General features: G+C 60.1%; 23 protein-coding genes and 1 tRNA gene. 16 read left to right on the forward strand and 8 right to left on the reverse strand.

What is annotated here, in order from left to right; all coding sequences use genetic code 11:
- The first annotated feature begins 275 nt into the window (after positions 1–275).
- Together GRI38_RS13960 and mobF are read left to right on the forward strand one after the other, a co-directional pair.
- Positions 276–458 carry a hypothetical protein gene (locus GRI38_RS13960; protein WP_202389940.1) on the forward strand — a complete coding sequence of 61 codons (183 nt, stop codon included), beginning with the start codon at positions 276–278 and terminating at the stop codon, positions 456–458.
- Positions 458–2,056 (forward strand): MobF family relaxase, encoded by a 1,599-nt coding sequence (gene mobF / locus GRI38_RS09860; RefSeq protein WP_237487478.1) that lies wholly within the window; start codon positions 458–460, stop codon positions 2,054–2,056. The genes GRI38_RS13960 and mobF overlap by 1 nt, the downstream gene beginning before the upstream one ends.
- 136 nt (positions 2,057–2,192) lie before the next feature.
- Here the strand turns inward: mobF and GRI38_RS09865 are convergent, their stop codons facing one another.
- On the reverse strand, positions 2,193–2,645 hold the full coding sequence (locus tag GRI38_RS09865; RefSeq protein WP_160683027.1) for a very short patch repair endonuclease: 453 nt from the start codon (positions 2,643–2,645) through the stop codon (positions 2,193–2,195).
- Positions 2,646–2,648: 3 nt separating this feature from the next.
- Positions 2,649–3,407 (reverse strand): DNA (cytosine-5-)-methyltransferase, encoded by a 759-nt coding sequence (dcm, locus tag GRI38_RS09870; RefSeq protein ID WP_337191276.1) that lies wholly within the window; start codon positions 3,405–3,407, stop codon positions 2,649–2,651.
- On the opposite strand from dcm, the gene GRI38_RS09875 reads away from it, so the two are divergent.
- The 7 genes from GRI38_RS09875 (at position 3,373) to GRI38_RS09905 (ending at position 12,158) form a co-directional block, all read left to right on the forward strand.
- Positions 3,373–3,621 carry a DUF3768 domain-containing protein gene (locus GRI38_RS09875; RefSeq protein ID WP_337191277.1) on the forward strand — a complete coding sequence of 83 codons (249 nt, stop codon included), beginning with the start codon at positions 3,373–3,375 and terminating at the stop codon, positions 3,619–3,621. The genes dcm and GRI38_RS09875 overlap by 35 nt on opposite strands.
- A gap of 301 nt (positions 3,622–3,922) precedes the next feature.
- On the forward strand, positions 3,923–4,147 hold the full coding sequence (locus GRI38_RS09880) for a hypothetical protein (protein WP_160683031.1): 225 nt from the start codon (positions 3,923–3,925) through the stop codon (positions 4,145–4,147).
- 145 nt (positions 4,148–4,292) lie between these two features.
- Positions 4,293–5,507, forward strand: coding sequence for an ATP-binding protein (locus GRI38_RS09885; RefSeq protein WP_160683033.1), 1,215 nt, complete (start codon positions 4,293–4,295; stop codon positions 5,505–5,507).
- Between the two features lie 26 nt (positions 5,508–5,533).
- Positions 5,534–7,273, forward strand: coding sequence for an ATP-binding protein (locus tag GRI38_RS09890; RefSeq protein ID WP_160683035.1), 1,740 nt, complete (start codon positions 5,534–5,536; stop codon positions 7,271–7,273).
- Positions 7,266–9,077, forward strand: a complete 1,812-nt coding sequence (locus tag GRI38_RS09895; RefSeq protein ID WP_160683037.1) for a response regulator receiver domain — start codon at positions 7,266–7,268, stop codon at positions 9,075–9,077. Before GRI38_RS09890 ends, GRI38_RS09895 begins: the two co-directional genes overlap by 8 nt.
- Before the next feature lie 10 nt (positions 9,078–9,087).
- On the forward strand, positions 9,088–10,263 hold the full coding sequence (locus GRI38_RS09900) for a DNA cytosine methyltransferase (protein WP_160683039.1): 1,176 nt from the start codon (positions 9,088–9,090) through the stop codon (positions 10,261–10,263).
- 194 nt (positions 10,264–10,457) lie between these two features.
- Complete coding sequence (locus GRI38_RS09905) at positions 10,458–12,158, forward strand: hypothetical protein (RefSeq protein WP_160683041.1); 1,701 nt, start codon at positions 10,458–10,460, stop codon at positions 12,156–12,158.
- 107 nt (positions 12,159–12,265) lie between these two features.
- On the opposite strand, the gene GRI38_RS09910 is transcribed toward GRI38_RS09905, so the two are convergent.
- Both GRI38_RS09910 and GRI38_RS09915 read right to left on the reverse strand, forming a co-directional pair.
- Complete coding sequence (locus GRI38_RS09910) at positions 12,266–13,468, reverse strand: tyrosine-type recombinase/integrase (protein WP_160683043.1); 1,203 nt, start codon at positions 13,466–13,468, stop codon at positions 12,266–12,268.
- A gap of 176 nt (positions 13,469–13,644) precedes the next feature.
- A tRNA-Leu gene (locus GRI38_RS09915) sits at positions 13,645–13,731 on the reverse strand.
- Positions 13,732–13,972: 241 nt separating this feature from the next.
- Here GRI38_RS09915 and GRI38_RS09920 point away from each other — a divergent pair.
- The 5 genes from GRI38_RS09920 (at position 13,973) to GRI38_RS09940 (ending at position 18,370) form a co-directional block, all read left to right on the forward strand.
- Positions 13,973–14,923 (forward strand): complex I NDUFA9 subunit family protein, encoded by a 951-nt coding sequence (locus tag GRI38_RS09920; protein ID WP_160683045.1) that lies wholly within the window; start codon positions 13,973–13,975, stop codon positions 14,921–14,923.
- A 76-nt stretch (positions 14,924–14,999) separates the two neighbouring features.
- Positions 15,000–15,992, forward strand: a complete 993-nt coding sequence (locus tag GRI38_RS09925; protein ID WP_160683047.1) for an NAD(P)H-dependent flavin oxidoreductase — start codon at positions 15,000–15,002, stop codon at positions 15,990–15,992.
- 137 nt (positions 15,993–16,129) lie between these two features.
- A complete protein-coding gene (locus tag GRI38_RS09930) occupies positions 16,130–17,221 on the forward strand; it encodes a CaiB/BaiF CoA transferase family protein (protein WP_160683049.1) in 1,092 nt (363 codons plus the stop codon).
- Positions 17,222–17,223: 2 nt separating this feature from the next.
- Complete coding sequence (locus GRI38_RS09935) at positions 17,224–17,676, forward strand: MaoC family dehydratase (RefSeq protein WP_160683051.1); 453 nt, start codon at positions 17,224–17,226, stop codon at positions 17,674–17,676.
- An 82-nt stretch (positions 17,677–17,758) separates the two neighbouring features.
- A complete protein-coding gene (locus GRI38_RS09940; protein ID WP_160683053.1) occupies positions 17,759–18,370 on the forward strand; it encodes an exopolysaccharide biosynthesis protein in 612 nt (203 codons plus the stop codon).
- Here GRI38_RS09940 and GRI38_RS09945 read toward each other — a convergent pair.
- Genes GRI38_RS09945 through GRI38_RS09960 form a run of 4 tightly spaced genes read right to left on the reverse strand, consistent with a single transcriptional unit; the run spans position 18,337 to position 22,663 of the window.
- Positions 18,337–19,794 carry an efflux transporter outer membrane subunit gene (locus GRI38_RS09945; RefSeq protein WP_337191278.1) on the reverse strand — a complete coding sequence of 486 codons (1,458 nt, stop codon included), beginning with the start codon at positions 19,792–19,794 and terminating at the stop codon, positions 18,337–18,339. The genes GRI38_RS09940 and GRI38_RS09945 overlap by 34 nt on opposite strands.
- On the reverse strand, positions 19,791–20,780 hold the full coding sequence (locus tag GRI38_RS09950; protein ID WP_160683055.1) for an efflux RND transporter periplasmic adaptor subunit: 990 nt from the start codon (positions 20,778–20,780) through the stop codon (positions 19,791–19,793). Before GRI38_RS09950 ends, GRI38_RS09945 begins: the two co-directional genes overlap by 4 nt.
- Positions 20,781–20,795: 15 nt before the next feature.
- Entirely contained in the window at positions 20,796–21,533 is a 738-nt protein-coding gene (locus GRI38_RS09955) for an ABC transporter ATP-binding protein (RefSeq protein WP_160683057.1), read from the reverse strand.
- Positions 21,530–22,663 (reverse strand): ABC transporter permease, encoded by a 1,134-nt coding sequence (locus GRI38_RS09960; protein WP_160683059.1) that lies wholly within the window; start codon positions 22,661–22,663, stop codon positions 21,530–21,532. Before GRI38_RS09960 ends, GRI38_RS09955 begins: the two co-directional genes overlap by 4 nt.
- A gap of 137 nt (positions 22,664–22,800) precedes the next feature.
- On the opposite strand from GRI38_RS09960, the gene GRI38_RS09965 reads away from it, so the two are divergent.
- The gene (locus tag GRI38_RS09965) at positions 22,801–23,376 is read left to right on the forward strand and encodes a TetR/AcrR family transcriptional regulator (protein WP_337191279.1); all 576 of its coding nucleotides are present in this window, start codon (positions 22,801–22,803) and stop codon (positions 23,374–23,376) included.
- A 73-nt stretch (positions 23,377–23,449) separates the two neighbouring features.
- The gene (gene ftsH / locus GRI38_RS09970; RefSeq protein ID WP_160683063.1) at positions 23,450–25,408 is read left to right on the forward strand and encodes an ATP-dependent zinc metalloprotease FtsH; all 1,959 of its coding nucleotides are present in this window, start codon (positions 23,450–23,452) and stop codon (positions 25,406–25,408) included.
- Positions 25,409–25,472: the final 64 nt, after the last annotated feature.

Consider the following 25,472-nt stretch of genomic DNA (forward strand, 5'->3'; position numbering starts at 1 on the left):
CCGGCGCGCGCACTGGCGGGAAAGATTCTTTTCGTCCCAGAGCGTCCATTGCGATCCGCTAGCGTCCGCCGCTCGACATGCTACGGTGTTTGATCTCTTTTTGTTCTTTCCTACACCCTTGCGATTCGCATAGCCTTGCTCGCGTCACCCAAGCCTACGGTGGCGCTGAGTTGAATATCTGATCGCACGGTCCGCAACGGCATTTGAGAACCAACCCAACGTCGCGAGGGGACAAGCGGCAACGGTGACAGAACCTTGAAGCAAAGGAATCTGTCATGTCGAATATCGAATTACTCACCTGCCATGAGGTCATGCGCCTCACCGCCGATCATATCACCCGGCGTGGCGAGCCGCGTCAGCCCGGTTACGTGCATGGCGATCCGGCGGGCACGCTGTGGAGCCGGGTCAGCGAGATCGCCAAAGGTGCTGAGCCCGACGCGAAGCCCGGACCCGTCTGATGGTCGCATCGGTTTCGGCCCTGTCGAGTGCCGGTCAGGCCGCGAGCTACTACGAAGCCGACGACTACTATGCCGAAGGCGGCATGGCTCCGTCCGAATGGTTTGGCGAGGCAGCGGAGAAGCTGGGCCTGTCGGGCGAGGTCGATCGCGAGAAATTTGCCGAATTGCTCGAAGGTCGCATTGCCGGACAGCAACTGGGCACCACCCGCGATGGCAAGGTCGAACATCGCCCAGGCTGGGACATCACCCTGTCCGCGCCCAAGTCGGTCTCGATCATGGCCGAGGTTGCCGGAGACAAGCGGCTGATCAAGGCACATGGCGCGGCAGTGAAAGTGGCGCTCGCCCATGTCGAAAAGCATATGGCGGCAACGCGGATCAGGCAGGGCGGCGAGGTGCGGCGCGAAGCGACCGGCAACCTTGCCATCGCCACCTTCCGCCATGAGACAAGCCGGGCGCAGGACCCGCAGCTGCACACCCACGGTGTGATCCTCAACGCCACGCAGGACAAGGATGGCAACTGGCGCAGCTTGGAACCCCGCGCCTTCTACCAGCTGCAAAAGGAAATCGGCGCGATCTACCGGCAGGAACTGGCTCACGGCGTTGCTGCGTTGGGATACAAGATCGAGGCAGGGAAAGACTCGCTCTTCGAGATCGCAGGCGTTCCGGAGAAGGCCATCGATGCACTGAGCCAGCGCACCGCAGCAATTGATGCCCGGCTTGCCGAGCGCGGCACGAACCGGGAGCACGCGAGCGCCGCCGAAAAGCAGATCGCCGCGCTCGATACCCGCGAGGCCAAGACCAGTGCGGATCACCGTTCCTTGCGCGCCGACTGGCGGGCGACTGCGGATGCCAACGGGTTCGACAAGGCAGCGCGGGCAAAGCTGATCGGCGAAGCGAGAGAGCGGTCCAAGAACAGCGAAGCAACCGCCAGCCCGGAATTGCTGGCGCGGCAGGCGGTAGCCTGCGCCGCTGCAAAGCTGTCCGAGCGAGAGGCTGTGTTCTCGGCCAGCACGCTGGCGCGCGAGGCCGGAGACTTCGCCTTCGGCAAGGCCGAACACGGTGCAATCAGTGCGGCGATTGCAGAGGCGAAGAAGAGCGGCGAGCTTGTCCCGCGAACTTTCCTCGACCGGCGCGGGGCGGAGTTTTTCGGGTTCACCACCCCTCTGGCCATCGCAACAGAGCGGACCATACTTCGCCTGGAGGAAGCCAGGCGCGGCACGATCCAATCACTCGCAAGTCCGGTGACCGCAGCGCGAACCATCGAGCGCGCGGCGCGGCAGTCGTCCCGATCCGGCTATGCCTGGACCCAAGACCAGAAGCGAGCGACTGCCGAACTGCTCATCTCGCGGAACCGCGTCACTGCCGTCCAAGGCTACGCCGGGACGGCCAAGACCACCACCGTGCTCGCTACTTATGCGCGCGAGGCAAGCCCGACATGCGAACTTCGGGATATTTGGGATAGAGGATCAGGCCCGTGTTGGGGGCATGGTGAAGGCTGTCCCCGTCCACCCAGTAGAAGTCGACAGATGCCTTGGCGCGGTCGCGCACGGCCCCGGCGACTTCGGTATCATCGCTGTAGATCTCGCCATGCGGAATGATGTTCAGAGCTGAAAAGTCGCCGCCGAGATAGACCTGGTTTTTTGAATTGTCGTTCGGTGCGAGGCGCTTTGCATAGATACGGGTCGCGCCGTGATGACGCAGGAGATCCAGCAATTGCGCGAGTGATCCGGCCAACTATTTACCCCTGAGCGTGATCGATGGTTCAGTCGATCTTACCCACGTGGCAAGTGCCTGCATAGTTTCACCAAAATCTGGCTTCGTGCGGCCTTTGAGCGCGCATTCCCAGACCACTCCGATGCGCCATCCATCGACCCGAAGAAACGCGGCAGCCTTGTTATCATTGGCTACATTCCGGCCGATCTTGTCCGCCCAGAATTCCTGTCGCGTCGCGGGCATTTTGAAGAGGTGACAATCATGTCCGTGCCAGAAGCAGCCATGGACGAAGACTACCGCCTTGTGGCGCGGGAACACGAGGTCAGGCTTGCCGGGCAATTCCTTCGCGTGAAGACGGAACCTCAGACCGAGCGCATGCAGAGCTCGCCGGACCTGGAGTTCCGGCTTCGTGTTGGCACCTCTGATCGCCGCCATATTGCGGCTGCGCGTGGCAACGTCGTGAACGTCGGCCATGCGTCAGGCCACTTTGCTTCCCCTGACAGGCTCGACCAGAGCCTGAATATGGGGCTGCATAACGCGGGCTACGGCTTCAAACACCGGCACTGCAACTGAGTTGCCGAACTGCTTATAGGCCTGCGTGTCAGACACGGGGATGCGGAAATCATCGCCATAGCCCATAAGCCGCGCACATTCGCGCGGCGTCAGGCGTCGGGGATTGCTTCTCGGGCCCTGACTTACGAGGATTTCCGAGCCGTCCTTGTAGTATCGGGCTGACAGAGTGCGCGCGACATCATCGGGCGTCACCAGCCCGAAGCCGAAACCATTGCCCGCCGCTTTGTGCTTTTCGGCATAGCCCTGGAGATATTGCCAGAGCTTGTCGGTCAGCGTGTACTTGCCGTTCACGGCAGCATTCGGGCCGAGAGTGTACGGAGCCTCGGCCTTCTCCGAGCCGTCTTCCGGATGGAGGATGCTGTTAAGCCGGACGCTTCCTTTTGGCGGGAGTTTCAGGTCGTGCCAGCTGAACGGAACGGCTTCGCGGAAGCCGACTATCACGATCCGTTCGCGATGCTGCGGCACGAAGTGCTGCGCATCGATCACCTGATGCCAGACCTTATATCCCAGTTCCTCGGTCAGCGTTCGCAGGATGACATCGAAGGTGCGCCCCTTGTCGTGACTCTTGGCCTGCGTTGCCGTTGCAACTGAAGGCTTCCGGGCCTTGCCCGAGCAGGACCAGTCGCTGGTGCGCGAGCTGATCGAAACCTTCGACGCCTTCACGCCGGACAACGATCCTTACGGAGAACGCGATTTCGGGGCGATCTATCAGGTTGGCGATGGCCGCTGGACGACCAAGCGACCGGCGCGTCCTGCCGAAACCGTGTTCTGGAAGATCGATGCCTACGACTGCGACTTGCTGTTCGGCAGCGAGGACCCGGCCAATCCCGCAGCGACCCGGCGTGTACTGACGATCATGCTGGCATCGGAATACTGAAACGAGAGAAGCGCTGCCGCAGTATGCGGTGCGCTTCTCATCCACCACTTTGCGCTTGTTTGAACTGCAAACCGGATTCGACCGGAAATCCGGTCTGGTCCCGCGCGGTGCAGCACGTGTGAGAATTCGCTTCGTGTTGTCGGCTTCGTTTTGAGCACCCAACTGGCCGCACGCGGTCAGCCTTCAATGCCCTGCCCGCGCCGGTTCACTCCGCTCACCCGTGTTGGACATGAATCCTGGCCTTGGCCGTGCGGCCTTCCTGTTTGGTGCAACGAGCCACCAGACACGAAAGGAAATCATCATGGCACGCAGTAGTACCGCACCCGCGCAGGAGACCAATCCGCCGGACTTCCTCGCCTGGCATGTCGCCAACAAGGGCGACAAGGGTTTCTGGACCCGCATCGGAGCCGCGTGGTCCCACCGAGACCGCAAGGGACTATCGCTTCAATTGGAAGTGATGCCGATCAATGGCCGGATCGTCCTGCGCACACCGCTGGACGACGAGAAGAAGGAACCGGGCGCTTAGCGCCCGGCCTTCGGGCGACGGAGCAAAAAATTCGGTCCACTTTCAATACTTGAAGCTTCTTATACTGGAATTTTGGGATGCAGCCCTCTATGTCCGACCGCTAATATGGCTCGACCGTTCGGGCATTCATGCGCGCGGGGGCCAAATGGAGGATAAGCGAAGCAAAAAAGGAGTTTCGGCTTCTAGCTTCGCTACACGTGCGCGTACGGTAGATCATCTCGGGCGTGAGCAGATCGCCGATTGTCCTACGGCCATATCCGAATTGTGGAAGAACGCGTGGGACGCGTATGCCAGAGATGTCGGACTGCGCATTTTTTCCAGTGAAGAGCCGGTGGCAGCGCTCACCGATAATGGGCATGGCATGCGCCCAGAGGACTTCTTCGAGCGCTGGCTTGTCATCGGAACCGAAAGCAAGCTCTCGGATGTAAAGCCGGTCCCGCCGCAGGATCGCAATGGTTTGCCCATACGCCCTCGACAAGGACAGAAGGGCATCGGACGCTTGTCCAGCGCCAAGCTGGGATCGGTTATGCTTCTCGTGACGAAGCATCGAAGTGCCAATTTCGTGGCAGCGCTTATCGATTGGCGATTGTTCGAAAATCCTTTTATCAATCTGGCCGATATCACCGTTCCGACAGGGGAATTCGAAAAGCTGGACGAGATATTCGATGAACTCCCGGCGTTCTGCGATGCGATCGCCGCGAGCGTGGTAGACGATGATCGCGGCTGGCGGAATGGTAAGCCAAAGGTCCGCGAGCGATGGCGGCGTTTCGACGAGGATGAGGAACGCGCCGGTCTTCCACCTTCGCAGAGAATCCTGCAGAGTTTAAAGCGGCTCCCGTTTGAGGCTGGCCATCTTGCGCACTGGGCGGCGCCTGGAACAGCGATGTTGGTCTATGAGCTCGACGATACGCTTCGCGCACTTCCAAATAGCGGCGACACTGATCCAGTCGCTGAAGAAAGTCGAACTCGTTTTGAGCGTACACTCTCCAATTTCGTTGATCCTTACGGCAGCGAAAAAGATCGCCCCGACTTCGAGTATAGGGCCGACATTGTTTCGGCAAACGAGGTGGCTGGGCGCCGCAAGACGATCGTCGGAGCGGAGAAGGCGATCGACAGGACCCAGATCCAAGAGCTGGAGCATCAGCTTGAAGGGGTGGTCGGAGAAGACGGCGTCTTTCGAGGCCGGGTGAAGGCCTTCGGAACATGGATAGAAGAAAAGGTGGATTTTGCGCTGCCCAAGGGCATCGCGATTCCCGAACGAGCCGACACTAAAGTCGGAGCCTTCGAACTCTTCATCGCGTCGATGGAATTCGACAAAAAAACTCAACACACTCTTCCTCGGAACATGATCGTTATGTAGAATTGGCATCAGAATACGCAGGTCTGATGATCTATCGCGACGGACTTCGAGTACTTCCGTATGGTAGAGAAGACAATGATTTCTTCGAAATTGAGTCCAAGCGCAGCAAGAACGCGGGACGGTATTTCTGGAACCATCGGCAGATGTTCGGTCGCATCGCCCTAACGCGAAGAAGCAACCCCAACCTACGGGACAAGGCGGGTCGCGAAGGATTCATCGACAACGTGGCGGCGAAAACCTTCCGCGCCGTCGTAGAGAATATTCTCGAACAATCCGCGCGGCGCTATTTCGGTTCGGCTTCGGACATCCGGACGCCGCGCCTCGAAGAAATTCGTGAAAGCAATCGTGCTGGTCGCGCGAAGGAGGAGGCGAAGAAACTTCGCGAACGGGAACGGAAGCTGTTCCAAGCCGAGCTGGACGCCGCTGAGGCACTACTCCCCGGACTTAGGGAAGAGGTTGCGCAAGCCTCAGAAACACTTGCCATCCAAGACGACGCAGACATTGCAAAGGCGGCCGAGCGTCTGTCCGACTGGCGGGAAAGGTTGGCCGAAGCCGAGTTGCGGCCCCAACCTTCAGGCACAGCGCGGCTCAACAAGCGATACCAAGCTGCGCGATCGTCAGCCAAGTCCATTGCCTTGTCGATTGCTGAATTTGACAACGTCTTTCGAGATCGGATCGAAGAATTCGAAGCAGCAGACCCGGCGGCAGTGCTCGAACGACAGACCGAAGCTGCTGTCAGCGCCGTGCGCAAGCAAGTTCAGGCATTCCAGTCTGACATCGAAGCGATGCAGCGCGAGCAATACGGAGGCGTCCGGGAGCTCGCGTTGATGCGCCTTGGTGAGTTCCGACGTGAGACGGCGGCTATCGCCGCAAACCTGCAGACTGGAAATTTCGATTTGGCGAAATCGGTGGAAGCCGTACGCCTGCTGCGTGATCGTTGGACTGTAGAGAACCGCAGACTGTTTGGTACTTACCTTTCAGCCCTAGGTGCGGTGAAGGATGAAATTGACCTCGAGACGCTCGCGAGCGTGCAGTCGGAGGAGCTTCGCGAAGCAGCGAGCGAGCTCGATCGCCTTACGGCGCTCGCTCAGCTCGGCATTGCCGTAGAAATCGCAGCGCACGATCTTGCAGACTTTGACGAAATGGCAACGTCCGGGATCGCCGCACTGCCAGAAAGCATACGCAACTCGGAAGCCGTCCGAGACATCCGCCTTGGCATTGAAGGGCTCACCGACCAGCTCCGCTTTCTTTCTCCTCTCAGACTGTCGGGCGACAAGGTCCAGCGATGGATCGAAGGACGTGAAATCGAGGACTTCGTGCGACGTTTCTTCGCGCCAACGTTGGCGCGGGCGGGAATCGATTTCAGCGCTACGCCAGCATTTGAGGTAGTGCAGCTCTATGAACGGCCCGCCCGAGTGTTCCCCGTGTTCCTGAATCTTGTGAACAACGCGATTTACTGGGTGAGCACCGCCCCACGCTCGACCAGGCGCATTTTGCTCGACGTAGCAGGAGATGAACTGCTGGTTTCCGATAGTGGCCCAGGCGTTGAGGAAGAAGACCGCGAGCATATCTTCAACCTGTTCTTTACCAGGAAGAAGCGGTCTGGGCGAGGCGTAGGGCTCTATCTCGCCCGCGCGAATCTCGCGGCCGGAGGGCATTCGCTGCGTTATGTGGGGGAGGACGATGAGCCGCCTCTAGAGGGTGCTACGTTTTATTTGGGATTCAATAATATACGGATGGCCGAGGAAATTGGGGGCGATGGCTGAAGCGACATATAAGGATTTGGTGGCCGAGGCTTTTTTGAGTCCGATCCGCTCGGTGTTGATCGTCGATGATGACTATCCAACGCTGCACGAAATCCTGCTCTCGGACAGCGAACGGAAGCGCCAGTATGGCGATAAAGACTGGAACCGCTCATCGCACAGCCGTGCGAGAGTTAGGCGTGTTATCGAGCAATTTCGGGGGCCTGGTGCTCCTTACATGCTAGACATCCACGACGGCCGTTCACCGAGCGAAGAAACTGATGAGAAGAAGGTTGGCACGCTCCAACAGACTGACTTGCTCATCCTCGACTATATTCTTGACAAAGCCAAGGAGGATGACGGGACGGCTTCCCTCCGCATTGCGCGCGAAGCTTTGGACAACAAGCATTTCAATCTTATTCTCGTCCACACGAAAGAAGACTTGGACGACGTTTTTACCGAATTCGCGCTCGGGCTGCTGCAACCGTGTTTTGAGCAAGACGGAAATGACGATCCATATGAATCCCTAGTCGATTTTCTCGACGAACACGAGACGCCGCTCGTTACCGCCGTTGCTGCGGAGCAGTATTTGTTTGCCAGAGGAATTTTGGCCCGCAAAACAATGGTGCAACTGAAATCGGCACTTATGCGCGGAGAAGGTCCGCTCGGTGCCGTAAAGAACGCCTTGGAAACTGGGGGGCTGGATCGGCGTGAGTGGCTTCGAGCACTTCAATACGCATTGGAGGCTTTCGAGGGGAGCAACGCGGAACGTTTTTCGACAGAGAACCACGGTGTCCTTGATTGGCGAAACGAGACCGTCAAATATATCCGAGCTTCACGCGGCTTTGTTTGCTTTAGCAAAAAGCAAGATGAGTTGGATCTGCTTAAAACGGTGCATGAAGCACTAGCTGCTTGGCGTCCCCTGCCATCACGCCTGTTGCTTACAAAGCTGCGCGCTGAAATGAATGAGCGCGGGATCGAAGTTCAGGACGATGCCATAGGCAATCCGGAAGTCGGTGCTGTTTGGTACCTCCGCCTTCTCGAGAAAGACGAACCGGGTTTGCAAGCGCTGATCGATCGAACTGTAAGGCATCATTCGGAACAACTGCTTGATCAACTACTTCCACAGGTCAACGATTTTGCGGCGCGGCTACGGAAGATCGACGCAGAGAAAGACGCATATGATGTTGTGAAACGCAGGTTTGGCCTCGATCTTTCCAACGAAGCCGTACTTCTCACAGCAAAGGCTGGCCACAACGCCTTCATCGGCAGCAAGCCTTCCAAAAGCGCCCATGTCGATCTAGGACACATCCTGCTCATCAGCGGAACATATTGGTTCTGTGCGACACCTGCGTGCGACATGGTTCCAGGGCAAGACCGCGGATCACCCCCGGACAAACTTCCTGAGCTCAAACGATTTACCGCGCTCAAGTTGATTGAGCATGGCGAGAACAAAGCTCTACGCGATGCCAATCGCGGCGGTCAGGTATTCGTAAACCTCCGCAACGGGGAGGGAACAGAGCGAAAGGCTTTCAGAGTCGCCGAGTCACTTGGCAGTTCTCCAACCTCAATGACTATGTATGTCGAAAACAACGGCTATCTTTCAGAAGGTTTGCCGCCTTCTTGCCGCGTGGTGCATGTCGGCGCCGAGACGAAACCTGATGGCACAATGGCCCCGGCGCTCGTCGAACAAACCGCGCTTGTCTGCGGAATGTTGCGGTACGAGTATGCACTGGAAATTCAGTCGCGATACGTTGCCTCTCAGGCTCGCATCGGCCTAGAATTCGAGGCGCATGAGCCGCAGGCGGCTGAAGAGAAATCGGACTAGGCGTCGGCGCATGGAACGAGTCTCTTCATCCACTTCGACATACGACTTAGGCGAAGATGCGACGGCATATGATGACCTCTCGCACCTTCCTGTGGCAGCCGTGAGGAATCACGTTCCGCTGGCGATCGACGTCTTCTCGGGGGCTGGCGGCTTTTCCCTTGGTGCAATCCAAGCGGGTTTCGAAGTTCGTGCCGCCGTCGAAAACTTTGGACATGCAGCGGCCACCTACCGAAAGCAGATTAGGAATTTTACGGGGCGCAGAGTCGAATTTTTTGAAGAAGATATACTGAACTTATCGCCGCACAAAGTGATGGACGAGGGTGGCCTTGCGCCGGGCGACTGCGATCTTTTTCTTGGCGGCCCGCCATGCCAAGGCTTCTCCTCGCATCGGCTCGGGAAATCCGGAGTGAACGATCCGCGTAACGCGTTGCTTTATCGATATTTCCGTTTTCTCGATGCAATCCGACCACGGATGTTCCTGCTCGAGAACGTACCCGGTCTGCTGCAACCTAAGCATGCAGAATACCTCTCGACATTTCTCGGATTGGCGGAGGACAACGGATATGCGGTCCGGGAACCGATCATTCTAAATGCGAAGGATTTTGGCGTACCCCAAAATCGAAAGCGCGTGTTTATCGTCGGATACGATCCCAAGGCCGTTGAATTCGCCATTCCTTGGCCTCCGCACCCGACGCATGGCGAACCAGGAAAGCTGTCGGAGAGAGGTCCGCTGATGGAGTGGCGAACTTCGGCAGAAGTCTTTGCCGTTCCAGCGCCACCGAACGACCCCAATGACCACCATATGCAGCATCGGGCTGAATTGATCGAGGTTTTCCGCAGCACGCCCCCGAATGGCGGGTCTCGAAGCCAGTCGTTGAGAACTCTTCCCTGCCATATGCAGCATAACGGACACAAAGATGTCTACGGACGGATAGATCCTTCCAAGCCATCGCCTACCATGACCACGGCATGCATAAATCCGTCGAAAGGCCGGTTTGTCCACCCTACCGAACATCACGGAATTACCGCGCGTCAAGCCGCTCGGCTGCAGACTTTTCCAGATGACTTCCAATTTGAAGGAGGACTAATGGCTTCCGGCATACAGATTGGGAATGCCGTGCCAGTCGCTCTCGCCAAGCATGTCGTCTCCCAACTCCGAAATGTTCTTCCAAGCTCAACAGGCTGAGAAAGCGAATGATCCTGCCAAGATTCTATCTCTGAATGACTCGGAAGTATGTAGCTTATTGGCGGGCACCCCTTGGAAGCAGGCCATTAAATCTGTCGATCCGATCGCCGGAATTCGGCCATCTCGATACGCTCCAAGCCGCTTAAGGAAGCACATATTGTCTATCAACTGCTTGGGCTGGACGCCCTCCGAAAATGCGTGATGTCGCCCTCGCGATTTTGGAAGATCAGATAGAAAGATCGAAATCGTATCTTGAGCAATGGCGGCAGCCGATCGAACCCCTATTATTTGAAACACTCCGCGCGATCGATCACGTTTTTTGCGAAGAACTGTTCGTGCCATCCGAAACTTGGAAGCAAACGAAGAAAGCACAAGTTGGCCTCTCGTCATGGGGGGTGAATAAGGCCCTCTCCCTTATGGTGCCGCCGCAGCTCGAAGGTGGACCTTTTCGCCTTTTTCCCAGCACGGGCCAGACCCAGCGACAGGCTAGCGAGTTGCTGCTCCGGTGCGGGATTCTTCAACGCGCGGAAATGCTCTACGGCTGGCTTCAAGAGGGACTTCTGACCGCCAGGATCGACAAGCCATCCACCGCAATGCCGTCGGGCATTCAAACGATCCTTGTTCTCAAATCGGACCATCCTTCAATGTTCGGAGAAGTAGTTTCTCAGCGGAACAAGCGATGGGTCAGCGATTTTACGATCGAGCAGGACACCCCTCGGGAACGTGATCTTCAAGACCGACATGCAGCCCTCGAAGCGGAGCTGGAGAAATCAGTTGGCTGCTTCGGCGGTTGGGGCATGTCCTACACAACGACCCGAGAAATCGATGATCATTTTTTGGAGTGCGGTCAGATATATCTGCGTCGTATGTGGAGCCAAGACTTGCTTGGGCGGGAGGACATCATCGGTGGCGAGCCATTCAATCATTATCTTGGTGTCCTGGCGGCCATTGCTGGCCGCGCGGAGAAGCATCTTTGTTTTTGCTCCATTCTCGCGCGGCGGCGTCCAGAACTCGATCTCCGCAACTTGCTAACGACGTTCGCGCACCGCGAGGAGTTCATAACTGGTCTCGCGGTTCACCTCGATGCCGAGACCGACCAGATTCGCAAACTGCTGGAACCATTGACGCTCAGCTGCGGCAATCTACATGACCACACCTCATCAGCGGACATCGCATGGACCCCGATTGTCCGTTCGAGCCAAGACTACTACATCCTCCCCATGTATGGGTTGGACACCAATCCGTTCCTGTTCCTACTCGCCGACCTGAGAGCGAGATTCCCGCAGGATTGGTTTCGTCTTGCAAATAATCGCGAGAAGCGGTGGTTGAACGATCTCAAGCTCATTTTTCCGGGAGACAGATGGTCACTAAATGACCGGAACCTCAAGTTACGTGAGGGCAAGAAGACGGTCACAGACCTAGACTTCATCGCCTACGACAAGGAACATAATGAGTTGGCTCTATTTCAGCTGAAATGGCAACACCCGGTCGGGATGGACAATCGCGCGCGTCGCAGCGCTGGTAAAAACCTGCTCGATCAAGGCAACGATTGGGTCGAGAGAGTTTTGGGTTGGCTTGGCAAATACGACATCTTCGAACTTGCGAAACGTGCCGGGATAACCGTCAAGCCAGACGTTGATGTGAAGCTATTCGTGGTAGGTCGCTACAATGCATACTTTACTGGTTTCTCCGAACGCGACACCCGCGCTGTCTGGTCCGACTGGAACCATTTCATGAGAGTTCGTGTCGAAAATCCACGGGCCTCGATTAGCGAACTCGCCAAAATCTTGAGTAATGAAGCAGAGGAACTCTCCCGGGCATATCCGGGCGATTCATATATGCTTCCGCTAGACAGCTTGGCTGTCATCTTGAACCCTACGAGTGAGCCGCATTGAGCGAAATTGCGATGCCTTGAAGCCAAGGTCCGCTTCCCGAGAATTTGCGTTCACGCAACAGCGCTCAAAGTGAGGCGTAATACAATCGCCCACTTTGCAAACAAGCATCAACTGCTTGTCTCGCCTTTTCGAAGATTGTCCAGATTGTCACTCCACCACTGAGCCATTTTCACACGCTCATCCCAGTAGTTCCCGCGATTGTAGACTCCTCGGATCGCATTGCTGTCACCATGCGCGAGTGCCCGCTCGATTGCATCCGGGTGCCACAGTCCGCTTTCGTTAAGCATGGTCGATGCGGTCGAGCGCAGGCCGTGCGCCGTCACTTCGTCCTTGGTGAAACCCATGCGGCGGAAAGCCGCGTTGATCGTATTCTCACTCATGGGCCGTTGCCGGGTGTGGAATGCCGGGAAGATGTAGCCCTTCCCACCGGAAATCGACTTTAGCTCGCGGAACAAGTCGAGGACCTGTCGCGACAACGGCACCACGTGGGTCCTCCGCGCCTTCATCCTGCCTTCTGGGATTGTCCAGGTAGCCTTATCCCAGTCGATCTCTTCCCACTCTCCATGACGGAGTTCGCCAGGGCGCACGAAAATGTGAGGCGCGATCTGCAATGCGAATTTCGTGACCGGGTAGCATTCGTAACAATCGATTGCGCGCAGCAGTTGACCCAGTTTTTCGGGTTCAAGGATTGCTGCGTAGTGCCGCGCCTTGGGCGAAACCAGCGCACCTTTCAGGATTGAGGTCGGATCAGTCTCGCAAAGTCCCATGGCCGCTCCGAACCGGAACACGCGGCTTGCGAACGAACGACACTTTTTCGCCGTTTCCAGATTGCCCTTCGCTTCCAGCTTCTTGAGCGCCGCAAGCATGAGTTGCGGATCGACATCATTGAGCGGCATGTTACCTACAGCAGGCTTGAGCAGATCGAGAAACCAGCGTGCCTTGCGAAGTGTGGCCTCGGCCCGCCCCTCCCGGACCATCTTCTCCTCGATGTAGGTCTGCGCCACAGATGCAAACGTGTTCTCTGCGCCAAGCTTGATTTGCGCCTTTTCCCGCTTGCGCTCGCGCATGGGGTCGATGCCATCGGCAATCGCGAGACGCGCGCGATCCCTTTCGTGACGCGCCTGCGCCAGGCCGACTTCCGGGAAAGGGCCAATCGGCATCTTCTTTTCCCTGCCGCCGAAGCGGTACTTGAGATGCCAGAGCTTCGAGCCATTCGGTTTTACGAGGAGGTACAGGCCTCTCTCATCGCCCTTCTTGTAAGGCTTGTCCTTCGGCTTGAACCCCCGAACCTGCTGAGTCGTCAGAGCCATCTGGGGGCCTCACTCAGATTCGCGAACGCACCTTCGCCAAAATAAGCCCCCATTGAGGCCCCCAGTCGATGCAAAACATAGTGGAACAAAGCGGGACTCCAATCATCAAGACCGGAGAAAAAATGGCAGAATTCCGCCATTTACGCAACATGTTTGGACATCGCTGAACGCTGAAATGGTGCCCAGAAGAGGACTCGAACCTCCACACCCTTGCGAGTACTAGCACCTGAAGCTAGCGCGTCTACCAATTCCGCCATCTGGGCATCGGCCCGATAAGAGCGCGCGATGTGCGCCGACGGGCGGGCTGCGCATTGCCGCCTCGGCCCGCGCAAGTCAATGCTTCATTTCATCGCGCGGAGCCGACGCGCCGGGCAGACGCACAGGCCGCCTCCCTGCCGCGCGCCGCCCCTTGCGAGCGCAGGCACATTGCGGCATTGGACGTCGCCGGTGGCACAGGCCGGATGCACGTTGCACGCCCGGCGGAAACGACTGGAAAGGCCAGACATGGCGCAAAGCGGACCTCTCGAAAACAGGCTCGTCACGATCTTCGGCGGCAGCGGCTTCGTCGGCAATTACGTGGCGCAATCGCTGCTCGAACGCGGCGCGCGGCTGCGCATCGCCAGCCGCAATCCCGAAAAGGCCTTCTCGCTCAGACCGCTCGCCAATCTGGGGCAACTGCAGTTCATGCGCTGCAACGTGCTCGACGAACGCAGCGTCATGCAATACACGGAAGGCTCGCACGCGGTCGTCAATCTCGTGGGGACGTTCGGCGGCAACATGAAAAAGCTGATGGGCGAGGCACCGGGCACGATGGCACGCGCTGCGCGCGAGGCGGGGGCGGGCGCCTATGTCCAGATCAGCGCGCTGGCTGCCGATCCCGAGGGTGAAGCGGAGTATGCCCGCGCCAAGGCGCTCGGCGAAGAGCGGGCGCGCGCGGAATTTCCCGGTGCTACGATCCTGCGCCCCTCGATCCTGTTCGGGCGCGACGACGACTTCATCAACATGTTCGCCCAGCTCATTTCGACTTTCCCGGTCCTGCCGGTCTTCGCGCCCGATGCGCCGCTTCAACTGCTTTATGTCGACGATGCGGCCGAGGCCGTCGCGCTGGCGCTGGAGAACCCTGCGACGCATGGCGGCAAGACCTACGAACTGGCGGGGCCGGAGCGGCTCACGATGATGCAGATCAACCGGATGATTGCCGACGCGCAATTGCGCAAGCGGACTTTCCTGCCGATGCCCGATGCGGTGTCGGGCGCGTTCGCCATGCTTCCGGGAACGCCGATGTCGAGCGACCAGTGGGCCATGCTGAAGGATGGCGACGTCGCGAGCGGAGAGCATCCGGGGATCGACGCGTTCGGCATCGATCCGAAGCCGCTGTCGCTTTACCTCGACAAGTGGATGATCCGCTATCGCAAGCATGGTCGGTTCGCCGACAAGAGCAGCCCGACGATCTGACGGCAGGGGTCGGGCTTGGGCGGAGCGCGAAGGAGGCGCGCGTCCTGCCGTCGCAATACACAAGGGAGAGAAGAGGATGAAGACCGCCATCACCGAAATGTTCGGTATCGAGCATCCGATCATCCAGGGCGGGATGCACTATGTCGGCTTTGCGGAAATGGCGGCGGCGGTGTCCAATGCGGGCGGGCTGGGGATCATCACGGGTCTGACGCAGAAAACGCCGCAGGATCTCGCCAACGAAATCGCGAAGTGTCGTGACATGACCGACAAGCCGTTCGGCGTTAACGTGACGTTCCTGCCCACGGTCAACGCGCCCGACTATCCCGCGATCATCCGCGCGATTATCGAAGGCGGGGTAAAGGTGGTGGAAACCGCGGGCAACAACCCGGCCGCCGTGCTGCCGCATCTCAAGGATGCGGGGATCAAGGTGATCCACAAATGCACGAGCGTCCGGCACTCGCTGAAGGCGCAGGAAATCGGCTGCGACGCGGTCAGCGTGGATGGCTTCGAATGCGGCGGTCATCCGGGCGAGGACGACATTCCCAACATGATCCTGTTGCCGCGGGCGGCGGACGAGCTCGACATTCCCTTCGTCGCGAGCGGCGGGATGGCGGACGGGCGCAGCCTCGTCGCGGCGCTGGCGATGGGGGCGGACGGCATGAACATGGGCACGCGCTTCATCGCCACCAAGGAAGCGCCGGTCCACGAGAACGTGAAGGCGGCGATCGTCGCGGCGAGCGAACTCGACACGCGGCTGGTCATGCGGCCCTTGCGCAATACGGAACGGGTGATGACGAATGCGGCGGTGGAAAAGCTGCTGGAGAAGGAGCGCGAGCTCGGCTCCGATCTCAAGTTCGAGGACATCGTGGACGAGGTCGCGGGCGTCTATCCTCGCATCATGACGGAAGGGGACATGGATGCAGGCGCCTGGAGCTGCGGCATGGTGGCAGGGCTGATCGACGACGTGCCGACCTGCAAGGAACTGATCGACCGCATCATGGCCGAAGCCGATGCCATTATCTCGGAGCGGTTGGTAGGCTTCCAGAAGCGTGCTGCGGTGAACGCCTGAACGTTCGCTCACAGACCTCCGATCGACGACCCGAACACGCGGCTCGACATCAATTAGGGCACTTCAGGTGCCATTGTGGGTGATCTTGCAAATAGTGCAATCGGGCGGAATAAAGGCAACGAAAAGAAGGGTTTGGGATGAGCGATAGCGGTGCGAACGGTCCTTTGACGGGTTTGCGTGTGATGGAGTTCGTCGGCATCGGACCCGGACCGCATTGCGCGATGCTGCTCGCCGATATGGGCGCGGAAGTGCTGCGGATCGAGCGGGAAGGAGCGACGACGCTGAACCCGGTCGTGGAGCGCGCCCGCCACCGGGTCGCGGTCGACATTCGCAGCGAGGAAGGGCGCGATTTCTGCCGGAAAGCTGCAGAAAACGCGGATGTCGTGCTCGAAGGTTTCCGCCCCGGCGTGATGGAGCGGCTCGGGCTCGGACCCGATGACCTATGCACCGCGAACGAGCGGTTGATCTACGCCCGGATGACCGGGTGGGGTCAGGACGGCCCACTGGCAAAGTCAGCCGGTCACGACATCAACTACATCGCCATTACGGGCGCCTTGGCAGCTATCGGAAAGCCCGGAGAACCGCCGGTTCCGCCGCAAAATCTCGTAGGGGATTTCGGGGGCGGATCACTCTATTGCGCGCTCGGAATTCTCGCGGCGCTGTATGAAAGGGAGCGGTCGGGCAAGGGGCAGGTCGTCGATGCGGCGATCGTCGACGGAACGACGAGCCTGATGAGCTTCTTCTTCGGAGCGCGGCACCTGCCGCACCTCTCGACCACGCGCGGCAAAGGCATTCTCGGCGGGGCGGCGCATTTCTATCGCACATACGAATGTGCCGATGGCGCATATGTCTCGGTCGGCGCAATCGAACCGCAATTCTACGTCGAACTCCTTGCAAAGATTGGAGAAACCGATGCTCTTGCCGAGGGGCAGATGAACCCTGCAAATTGGGACGAATATGCCGAACGTCTGGCGCAGCTGTTCAAGAAGCGCACGGCAGCCGAATGGAGCGAACTTCTGGAAGGCAGCGATGCCTGTTTCGCGCCTGTTGTCGAAGTCGAGGATGCGCGCGATCACCCGCATCTCAAGGCGCGGGGGAATTATGTCGAGCGCGATGGCGTCTGGCACACGGCCCCGGCTCCACGCTTTTCACGAACGCCCTCGACGATAAGGGACAGCGCCGAAGACGGGCACAAAGTGGCCCAAAGCTGGACCGAAAAAGGGGACTGAGCATGGCAGGACGTCACTTCGACGAATGGAGTATCGGCCAGAAGATTTCGCACGAAATCCGGCGGACGGTGACCGAAACGGACAATCTCCTGTTCACGACGATGACCCACAATCCGCAACCGCTTCATCTTGACCGGGAGGCTGCGGAGGCGAGCGAGTTCGGGCAGATTTTGGTGAACGGCACCTTCACCTTCGCGCTGATGGTGGGACTGACGGTTGGGGACACGACGCTCGGCACGCTGGTCGCCAATCTGGGCTATGACAAGCTGGTCATGCCGAAGCCCGTCTTCATCGGCGATACGCTGCGCGCGACGAGCGAAGTCACTGAGTTGCGGGAAAGCAAGTCGCGTCCGAATGCCGGCATCGTCACCTTCCTGCATGAAGCATTGAACCAGCGCGACGAGGTCGTCTGCCGCTGCGAACGGTCGGCGCTCCTCAGGAAAGCGACGTCCTAGTCCGGGGCAAGGCCAAGGACGTTCGCATTGCCGACGGTCCCATTTGCAGCCTTTGTTCGTTGGAAGGCGCAAGGAGGCACGGATGGCAAAGGAACCGCAAAGCGCAACCGATACGGTCGAGGGGCTGGAGGAACTGGCCGACTCCGAAGAGAAGGTGCGTGTCGCAGATGTGCTCGACAAGTTCGGCAAGCGCAGTTTCGGGCCGGTCATGTTCATTCCGGCAATCCTCGAAATCACACCGGTCGGCGGCATCCCCGGCGTGCCGACCGTCCTGGCAACATTGATCGCACTCGTGGCGTTGCAATTGTTGTTCGGTGCGGATCACGTCTGGATGCCGCATTTCGTTCAGAACCGTTCGGTCAAGTCCGACAAGCTGATGAACGGCGCGGAGAAGCTGGAAGGGATCGCCGACAAGCTCGATCACTGGTTCAAGGGGCGGCTCCAGCAATTCACCGGCCCGACGTGGCAGAAGATCGCGGCCGTCGCGATCATCCTGTTGTGCCTCACCGTCCCGCCGCTTGAGTTCATTCCGTTCGCAAGTTCGGCCCCGATGATCACGATCGCGGCATTCGCCCTCGCGCTGACAGTCAAGGACGGGCTGTTGATGCTTATCGCAACGCTGATGTCGGTCGCGGCACTCATCGGCGGGACTTACCTGTATTACAGTTCCGATGGCAGCGGACTGCCGTTCTGAACGTCCGAACGGGGAGGCTGCGGCTCTCCGCCGATTGCCTGCCATAAAAGGATACGCGCACGCCTTGCAGCGCCGAACGCTGTCGCGGCACGGGCTGCGCTGTCGTCCGCCGCGCGTCGCGCCTCCAGAACGGTGAGGAAATCGGCCAGTCCTGCGCGATAGCGCGTGTCGGCCAGCCGCGCTGCGCGCTGGGCGCTGTCGCGTTCGGCGATGAGCGTCGCATATTCGGCATCTGCCGCATCGATGAGGCCGTAAGCCGTCTCGACATCGCCTAGCCCCTGATAGACTGCATTGCGATAGCTGGCGAAGGCCGCGCGCTTGCGAGCCGCGGCCCGGTCGATTTCCGCTTCCGTCCTGCCGAAATCGACGAGCGGTGCGGCAACGCTGGCGGCAAGCGTTCCGACGATGCTGTCCTCGTCGAACAGGTCACCTGGAGAGAATGCCAGCAGACCCACGATCGCGCCGAGGTCGAATTGCGGAAAGCGCGAGCGGGCGGTGGCGGCAAGCTCCGCATCCTCTGCCGTCAGCAGCGCTGCTGCGCGCAGGATGTCCGGACGGTTCGCGAGCAAGAGCGACGGAAGCAGGCGAGGGGCCGGGACAAGGTCAGTTTGTACTTGCGACAAGGCGAGTACGGCGTGCACCTCTCCAGCGGGCAGGGCGGTCAGCGTAACCACGCGCCCGACGAGACGCGCCCGCTCGTTCGCCAACGCCGCAAGGCGACTTCGAGAGGCGTTGGCGGTCGCTTCGGCGCGGACGCGGTCGAAACCGGGGGCCAGACCCGAACGCTCGCGGACTCCGGCGAGCCGAGCCAGTTCGAGCGCCGCATCGAGGTCTTCCTGCAATGCACCTTCGCGCGCCGTCAGGCTGCGCCAGTCGACGATGGCAGCGGCAAGCTCCGACAGCAGGGCTATCCGGACCGCGCTCGCGGCGGCGTCGGCGGCGTCGATCCGGGCGACCGCGGTTCGCTCTCGGGCGCGCAGCTGCCCGAACAGGTCGGGGTCCCAGCTCGCTGTCAGATTGGCGCCATAGGCGACGCGCTCGGTATCGAAAACGACGTTGGGCGGCAGGGTCCCGCCGAATTGCGAGGGGTTGGTGCGGGTTCCGGTGACGGACGCGTCGGCTCCGATCAGGGGGAGGCGTTCGGCCCCCGCTCGCCGGGCTGTGGCGCGGGCTTCCTCAATCCGCGCGGCAGCTTCCGCGAGCCTTGGCGCGTCCGCGATGACGCGCTCGCTCAGCTCGCGAAAGGCCGGGTCGCCCTGCGGAAGCAAGGCCGCGACGCTCGTATCGGTCGCAACGTCGGGCGCATAAAAGAAGGACGGCGGCAGATCGGGGACGGGCGTCGCGATTTCGGGCGCGGGACCGGCGACGCACGCGCCGAGGCAGGCCGTCAATGCCGCTGTGTGGATTGATCGAGCCAGCTTCACCGGGCGCTTTCCCGCGCAGGAATATAGGCATCGACCTGCTGTCCGACCCGAAAGCCTTCCTCGCTCATGGGCAGGGCGTAGATGGCCTGCACGACTCGCACATCGACCCGTTCCGCGGCGCTGTTCGTCAGCGATCGCTTCGGGACCACGAGGGGTTCGATGCGAACGAATTGTGCTTCGACCTGCCTGCTGGCATCGCCGCGCGGCGATACGATGGCGGGCGCACCTTCCTTGATGCGCGTCGCCTGCTCCTCGTCGATGTCGATCCGGATGTGCAGGGGTCGGGTCTCTCCCATCTGGAGGATCGGCTCGCTGCCCGCGCCCTGCGGACCTCCGGCGGAGACGAACTCCCCGACGCGCTTGTCGACGGACAGGATTTCCCCGGTAATCGGTGCGCGCACAGTCAGCCGTCCGATTTCGGTCCGAACCGAGTTCGCCCTTGCTTCGGCGGCAGAAAGGCGGGACCGCGCAAGTTCGAGCCGCTGCCTTGCGGCTGCCGCTTCGCCTTCGGCGCGAATGACTTCGGAGCGGCTGACGGCGGCCGGATCCTCGACATTGCGGAACAGCGCCAGCTGGCGGTCCGCCGTTTCGCGAGCGGAGGATGCTTCGGCGATCGCGGCCCGGGCTTCGGCGATCTGCGCGTTCGCTTCGGTAAGGCTCGCCCGTGCCGCACGATCATCGACGGTGAAGAGGGGCTGACCCTGCTGCACGATATCGCCGGGCTCGACGCGGATGGCGGTCAAAAGGCCAGAGAGCGCAGTGCCGACCGAGACGATCTCGCTCGACGGTTCGACGATCCCGGCGCCTGCCACGCGGTTCTGACCAGCGAGTTCACCGGTGGCGCGGGGCGGTTCGCGGCTCGGCTCCTCGAGTTCGCGGTCGGGCAGGCCCGTCACGATGTAGAGGACGGCGATGACGAGTCCGACCAGCGCGACGACCGGCAGGACTTGCCGCGAAAAGCTGACATTCTTCAAGGATAAAGCCATTGGTCTGTCCGATACCTAGTGATCTTTCGGCATTTTTGTGCCGTCGTGGGTTATGCGGCCGTCTTCGAGGACAAGTATGCGGTCGGCGAGATCGAAGACGCGGTTGTCGTGCGTCACGATGATGACGGAGCGATCCTCGGCCAGCGCTACCTCGCGCAGCAAGTCCATCACCCTGCGTCCGGATTTCGCATCGAGCGCGGCCGTCGGCTCGTCGCAGACAACGAGGCGCGGTTCGTGGACGAGTGCGCGAGCGATGGCGACGCGCTGCTGCTGACCGCCGGAAAGCTGGTTCGGCAACTTGTTCGCCTGGTCTCCGATATTGAGCTTGTCGAGCATCTCTGCCGCGCGGTCGCGCGCTTCCTTGCGATCCATGCCCTGCGCGATCAGCGGGACGGCGGCGTTGTGAGCGGCATCGATCGCCGGGATCAGATTGTACTGCTGGAAGATGAAGCCGATGTTCTGCAGGCGGAAGCGAACGAGTTCGCGATCGGGCAGGTCGTAGATGTCGGTCCCGAACACCTTTACCTGTCCCTCGGTCGGAAAAAGGATGCCGCACATGATCGAGATCAGCGTCGTCTTGCCGGAACCCGATTCCCCGACGAGGTAGGTGAGGTTGCCCGGTTCGACGTCAAGGTCGATGCCGTGCAGCACCCGGATGGTCTGCTGGCCCGCCACGAAATCCCGCGCAATGTCCCGCACGGCGATTGCCGGACCGTTTCCGCCGGCTTGGTCGAGGCTCGGCTGTCCGCTCATCTGAATACCGCTGCCGGTTCGGTCTTCATCACGCTGCGCAGTGCGAGCCAACCCGTGAGCGTGATGATGACGAGGATGGAGGCAAAGGAGACGAGCGGAATCTGCCAGGGAATGTAGAAGCCCTTGAACGTCGGATTGGCGGAGAAAGCATAGATGAAGCCGACCGTGCCGAGAACGCCCAAGCCGTAGCCGACCAGTCCGACCATCAGCGCCTGTGCGGCGACCATCTGAGCGATTTTGCCGTTCGTCAGGCCGATCGCCTTCAAGGCTCCGAACTGCTTGATGTTGTCGCGAATGAACAGGCTGAAGGTCAGGCCGACAATGGCGATACCGACGATGAAACCGAGCGCGACGGTAATGCCGAAGTTCAGCGGAATGCCGGTATTCTCGATGATGAAATTGATGCCGTCCTGCGCAAATTCGTCGCGGGTTCGCGCTCGCAATCCGGTCTCTTCGGTAATGCGTGCGGTCAGCTCCTCTGGAGAGATTTCATCGCTTGCGCCGACGAGGACGAAGCTTAGGCGATTGCGCGTTCCGGGCACGTAACGCAGCGCCTGGCTGTATTTCGTATACAGCGTTACCTGGCTCGTGAAGCTTGGAATGGAGTCCGCAATGCCGCGCACGACGGCGCGCTGGTCGTTGAGTTCGAGCCGCTCGCCGATCGGGCTTGCCTCTCCGAACATGCGGGTCGTGCCGACATCGTCGATAATAACGGTATCGGGCCGTGACAGGACATCGGTCGTACCGACGACCATGTTCTTGGGCAGGCCGATAAGGGTCGCATCGTCGACGCCGATGACGCTGACGCCTTCGAGATCGCCGCTTTTCGTGCGGACGGATGCGCTGGCTCGCAGATGGGGCACGGCCCATTCCACCCCGGCCACGCCGCGAACCTTGTCGAGTGCCGTCGAGGGCATCGGGAAGTTCACGTCGGTCGTGCGGCTGACCGGGTCCATTACCCAGACATCGGCGCTCGGCACGTTGTAGACGCTGCTCGCACCGCGCTCGATCAGATTGACGAAGATGACGAGTTGCTGCGTGATCAGCAGCGTCGAAAACGCTATGCCGAACAGCAGGCCGTAGAATTTCTGGTTGTCCCCGGTCAGCATCCGGATTGCGATCCAGATCATCGGTACCTCGGCAGGCTGGACTTGCGAATCATGCGAACGAGGACCATTGATGAACGGAAGCGTTCAACTGAACGGGGCCGTTCAATTTGTCAAGTGACCGAAACACGAGAACGAAGGCGACCAAGCGGGACCTGATCGTGGACGCGGCGAGCCGCAGCTTTTTCGAGCATGGTTATGCTGCCTCATCGATCGAGCAGATTTCCGCCGACGCCGGTGTTTCGAAGGTCACCGTCTACAAGCATTTCGGCGACAAGAGCGCGTTGCTTTCCGCTGCGGTCGAACGCGAATGTGACCGGATGCGCGGTCACTTCGAACTCGAACCGACCGGTTGCGGGACGATCGCGGAGCGGCTTTTCACCATTGGAGAGGCGATGGTCGCTTTCCTTGCGCGACCCAAGATGATCCAGTTCGAGCGCCGCATTGCCGCCGAAACGGAGCGCGATCCCGAGATCGGGCAGGCATTTCTCAATTCCGGTCCGCGGACGATGATGGCTGCCCTTGCGCGACTTCTCGAAGCCATCGATGCGAGCGGAGACCTGTCGATTGCGGATCCGATGCTGGCGGCCGAACAGTTCGCGGCCATGTGCAAGGGTTTCGGTGATCTCGAACGGCGGTTCGGGGTCACGACCGACGGGGCGACGGACCGCAGGCGGATCGAAGCAGCGGTCGACGTCTTTCTGAAGGCTTACGCCCCGGCAAACCGACGTAGTTAACCGATCGGTTGGAAACTTGTCATTCACCTAGCCTCGCTTACATATAGCGCAGACGACAAGGAATCAGACGAAGATGAGCGACGAACGGGATCCGAACGAGCCGGGCAACGAAGGCCCTAACCCGTGGGTGAAGAGCCTGATGATCTGGGGCGGGATATTTCTCGGCCTGCTGATCGTCGTAACGGTTTTCGGCAACAATTCGCAGCCTGCCGGCGAGCAGATCGGTTATTCCGACTTCCGCGATCGCGTCGCAGAAGGTTCGGTGCAGAGCGTCCAGATCGCGCCCGACCGCATAACCGGAACGCTCAAGAACAACGAATCCTTCTCGACCGTGCCGGTCGCGACCGACACCGATCTGACCACCTTGCTGGACGAGAACGGCGTCGAATATTCGGGTCAGGCGCCCGAGGAGCCCAACGTCCTTCTCTACATCCTGCTCAACTCGCTGCCGTTCATACTCATTCTCGGCATCGCATTCTTCGCCTTGCGCCAGATGCAGAAGGGCGGCGGTGCCGGCGGTGCGATGGGCTTTGGCAAGTCTAAGGCAAAGCTGCTTACCGAACGTCACGGTAAGGTCACGTTCGAAGACGTGGCCGGCATCGACGAAGCGCGCGAGGAACTGGAAGAAATCGTTGAGTTTCTGAAGGACCCGCAGCGTTTCAGCAAGCTCGGTGGTCAGATTCCCAAGGGCGCATTGCTGGTCGGTTCGCCCGGTACCGGCAAGACGCTTCTGGCTCGCGCTATCGCTGGCGAGGCGGGTGTGCCGTTCTTCACCATTTCCGGCTCCGACTTCGTCGAGATGTTCGTCGGTGTCGGTGCGAGCCGCGTGCGCGACATGTTCGAACAAGCGAAGAAGAATGCACCCTGCATCCTCTTCATCGACGAAATCGATGCTGTCGGCCGTTCGCGCGGTCACGGGCTCGGCAATTCCAATGACGAGCGCGAACAGACGTTGAACCAGCTTCTCGTCGAAATGGACGGGTTCGAGGCGAATGAGGGCATCATCATCATCGCCGCCACGAACCGTCCCGACGTGCTCGATCCGGCGTTGCTGCGCCCCGGTCGTTTCGACCGGCAGGTCGTCGTTCCCGTTCCGGATATCGACGGTCGCGAGAAGATCCTTGCCGTCCACATGAAGAAGGTCCCGCTTGCGCCGGACGTCAACGCGCGCACCATCGCACGTGGTACTCCCGGCTTCTCCGGCGCGGACCTCGCAAACCTCGTCAACGAGGCAGCTTTGCTGGCGGCGCGCCGCAAGAAGCGTCTCGTCGCGATGCAGGAGTTCGAGGACGCCAAGGACAAGGTCATGATGGGGGCGGAGCGTCGCTCGATGGTCATGACCGACGACGAGAAGAAGATGACCGCCTATCACGAAGCTGGCCATGCGATCGTCGCCGTCCACGAAGAAGCATCCGATCCGATCCACAAGGCGACGATCATTCCGCGCGGTCGTGCGCTCGGTATGGTCATGCGCCTGCCGGAGCGTGACAACTACTCGTATCACCGCGACAAGATGCACGCGAACCTTGCAGTGTCCATGGGTGGCCGCGTGGCGGAAGAGATCATCTTCGGTTACGACAAGGTGTCATCCGGCGCTTCGTCCGACATTCAGTACGCGACCGATCTCGCCCGGAACATGGTGACCAAGTGGGGCATGTCTGACAAGCTCGGGCCGCTGCAATATGAAGCCAGCCAGGAAGGCTATCTCGGCATGGGTCAGACGCAGCGCACCATGGGCGGAGCGGAGACGAACAAGCTGATCGACGCAGAGATCCGTGAACTGGTCGAAGGAGCGCATAAACGTGCCACCCAGTTGCTGACCGATCACGAGGACCAGCTGCAACTGCTCGCCCAGGCCTTGCTCGAATACGAGACGCTGACGGGCGACGAGATCAAGGATCTGCTCGCCAACGGCAAGATCGACCGTCCCGACGAGCCGCGTGGACCCATTGCGGTGAAGCCGGTGCAGGGAGCAACCGTGCCGAAGGCCGGCAAGAAGTTCGGCGGAACCGGCGACGCTGCCCCCGCCTAAGGGTTTTAAGGAGCGCGGTAGTTCATCCGCCATTCAAACCGGCAACGACAATTCGGGGCGTCCT

The organism is Parapontixanthobacter aurantiacus (assembly GCF_009827635.1).
GTDB lineage: Bacteria > Pseudomonadota > Alphaproteobacteria > Sphingomonadales > Sphingomonadaceae > Parapontixanthobacter > Parapontixanthobacter aurantiacus.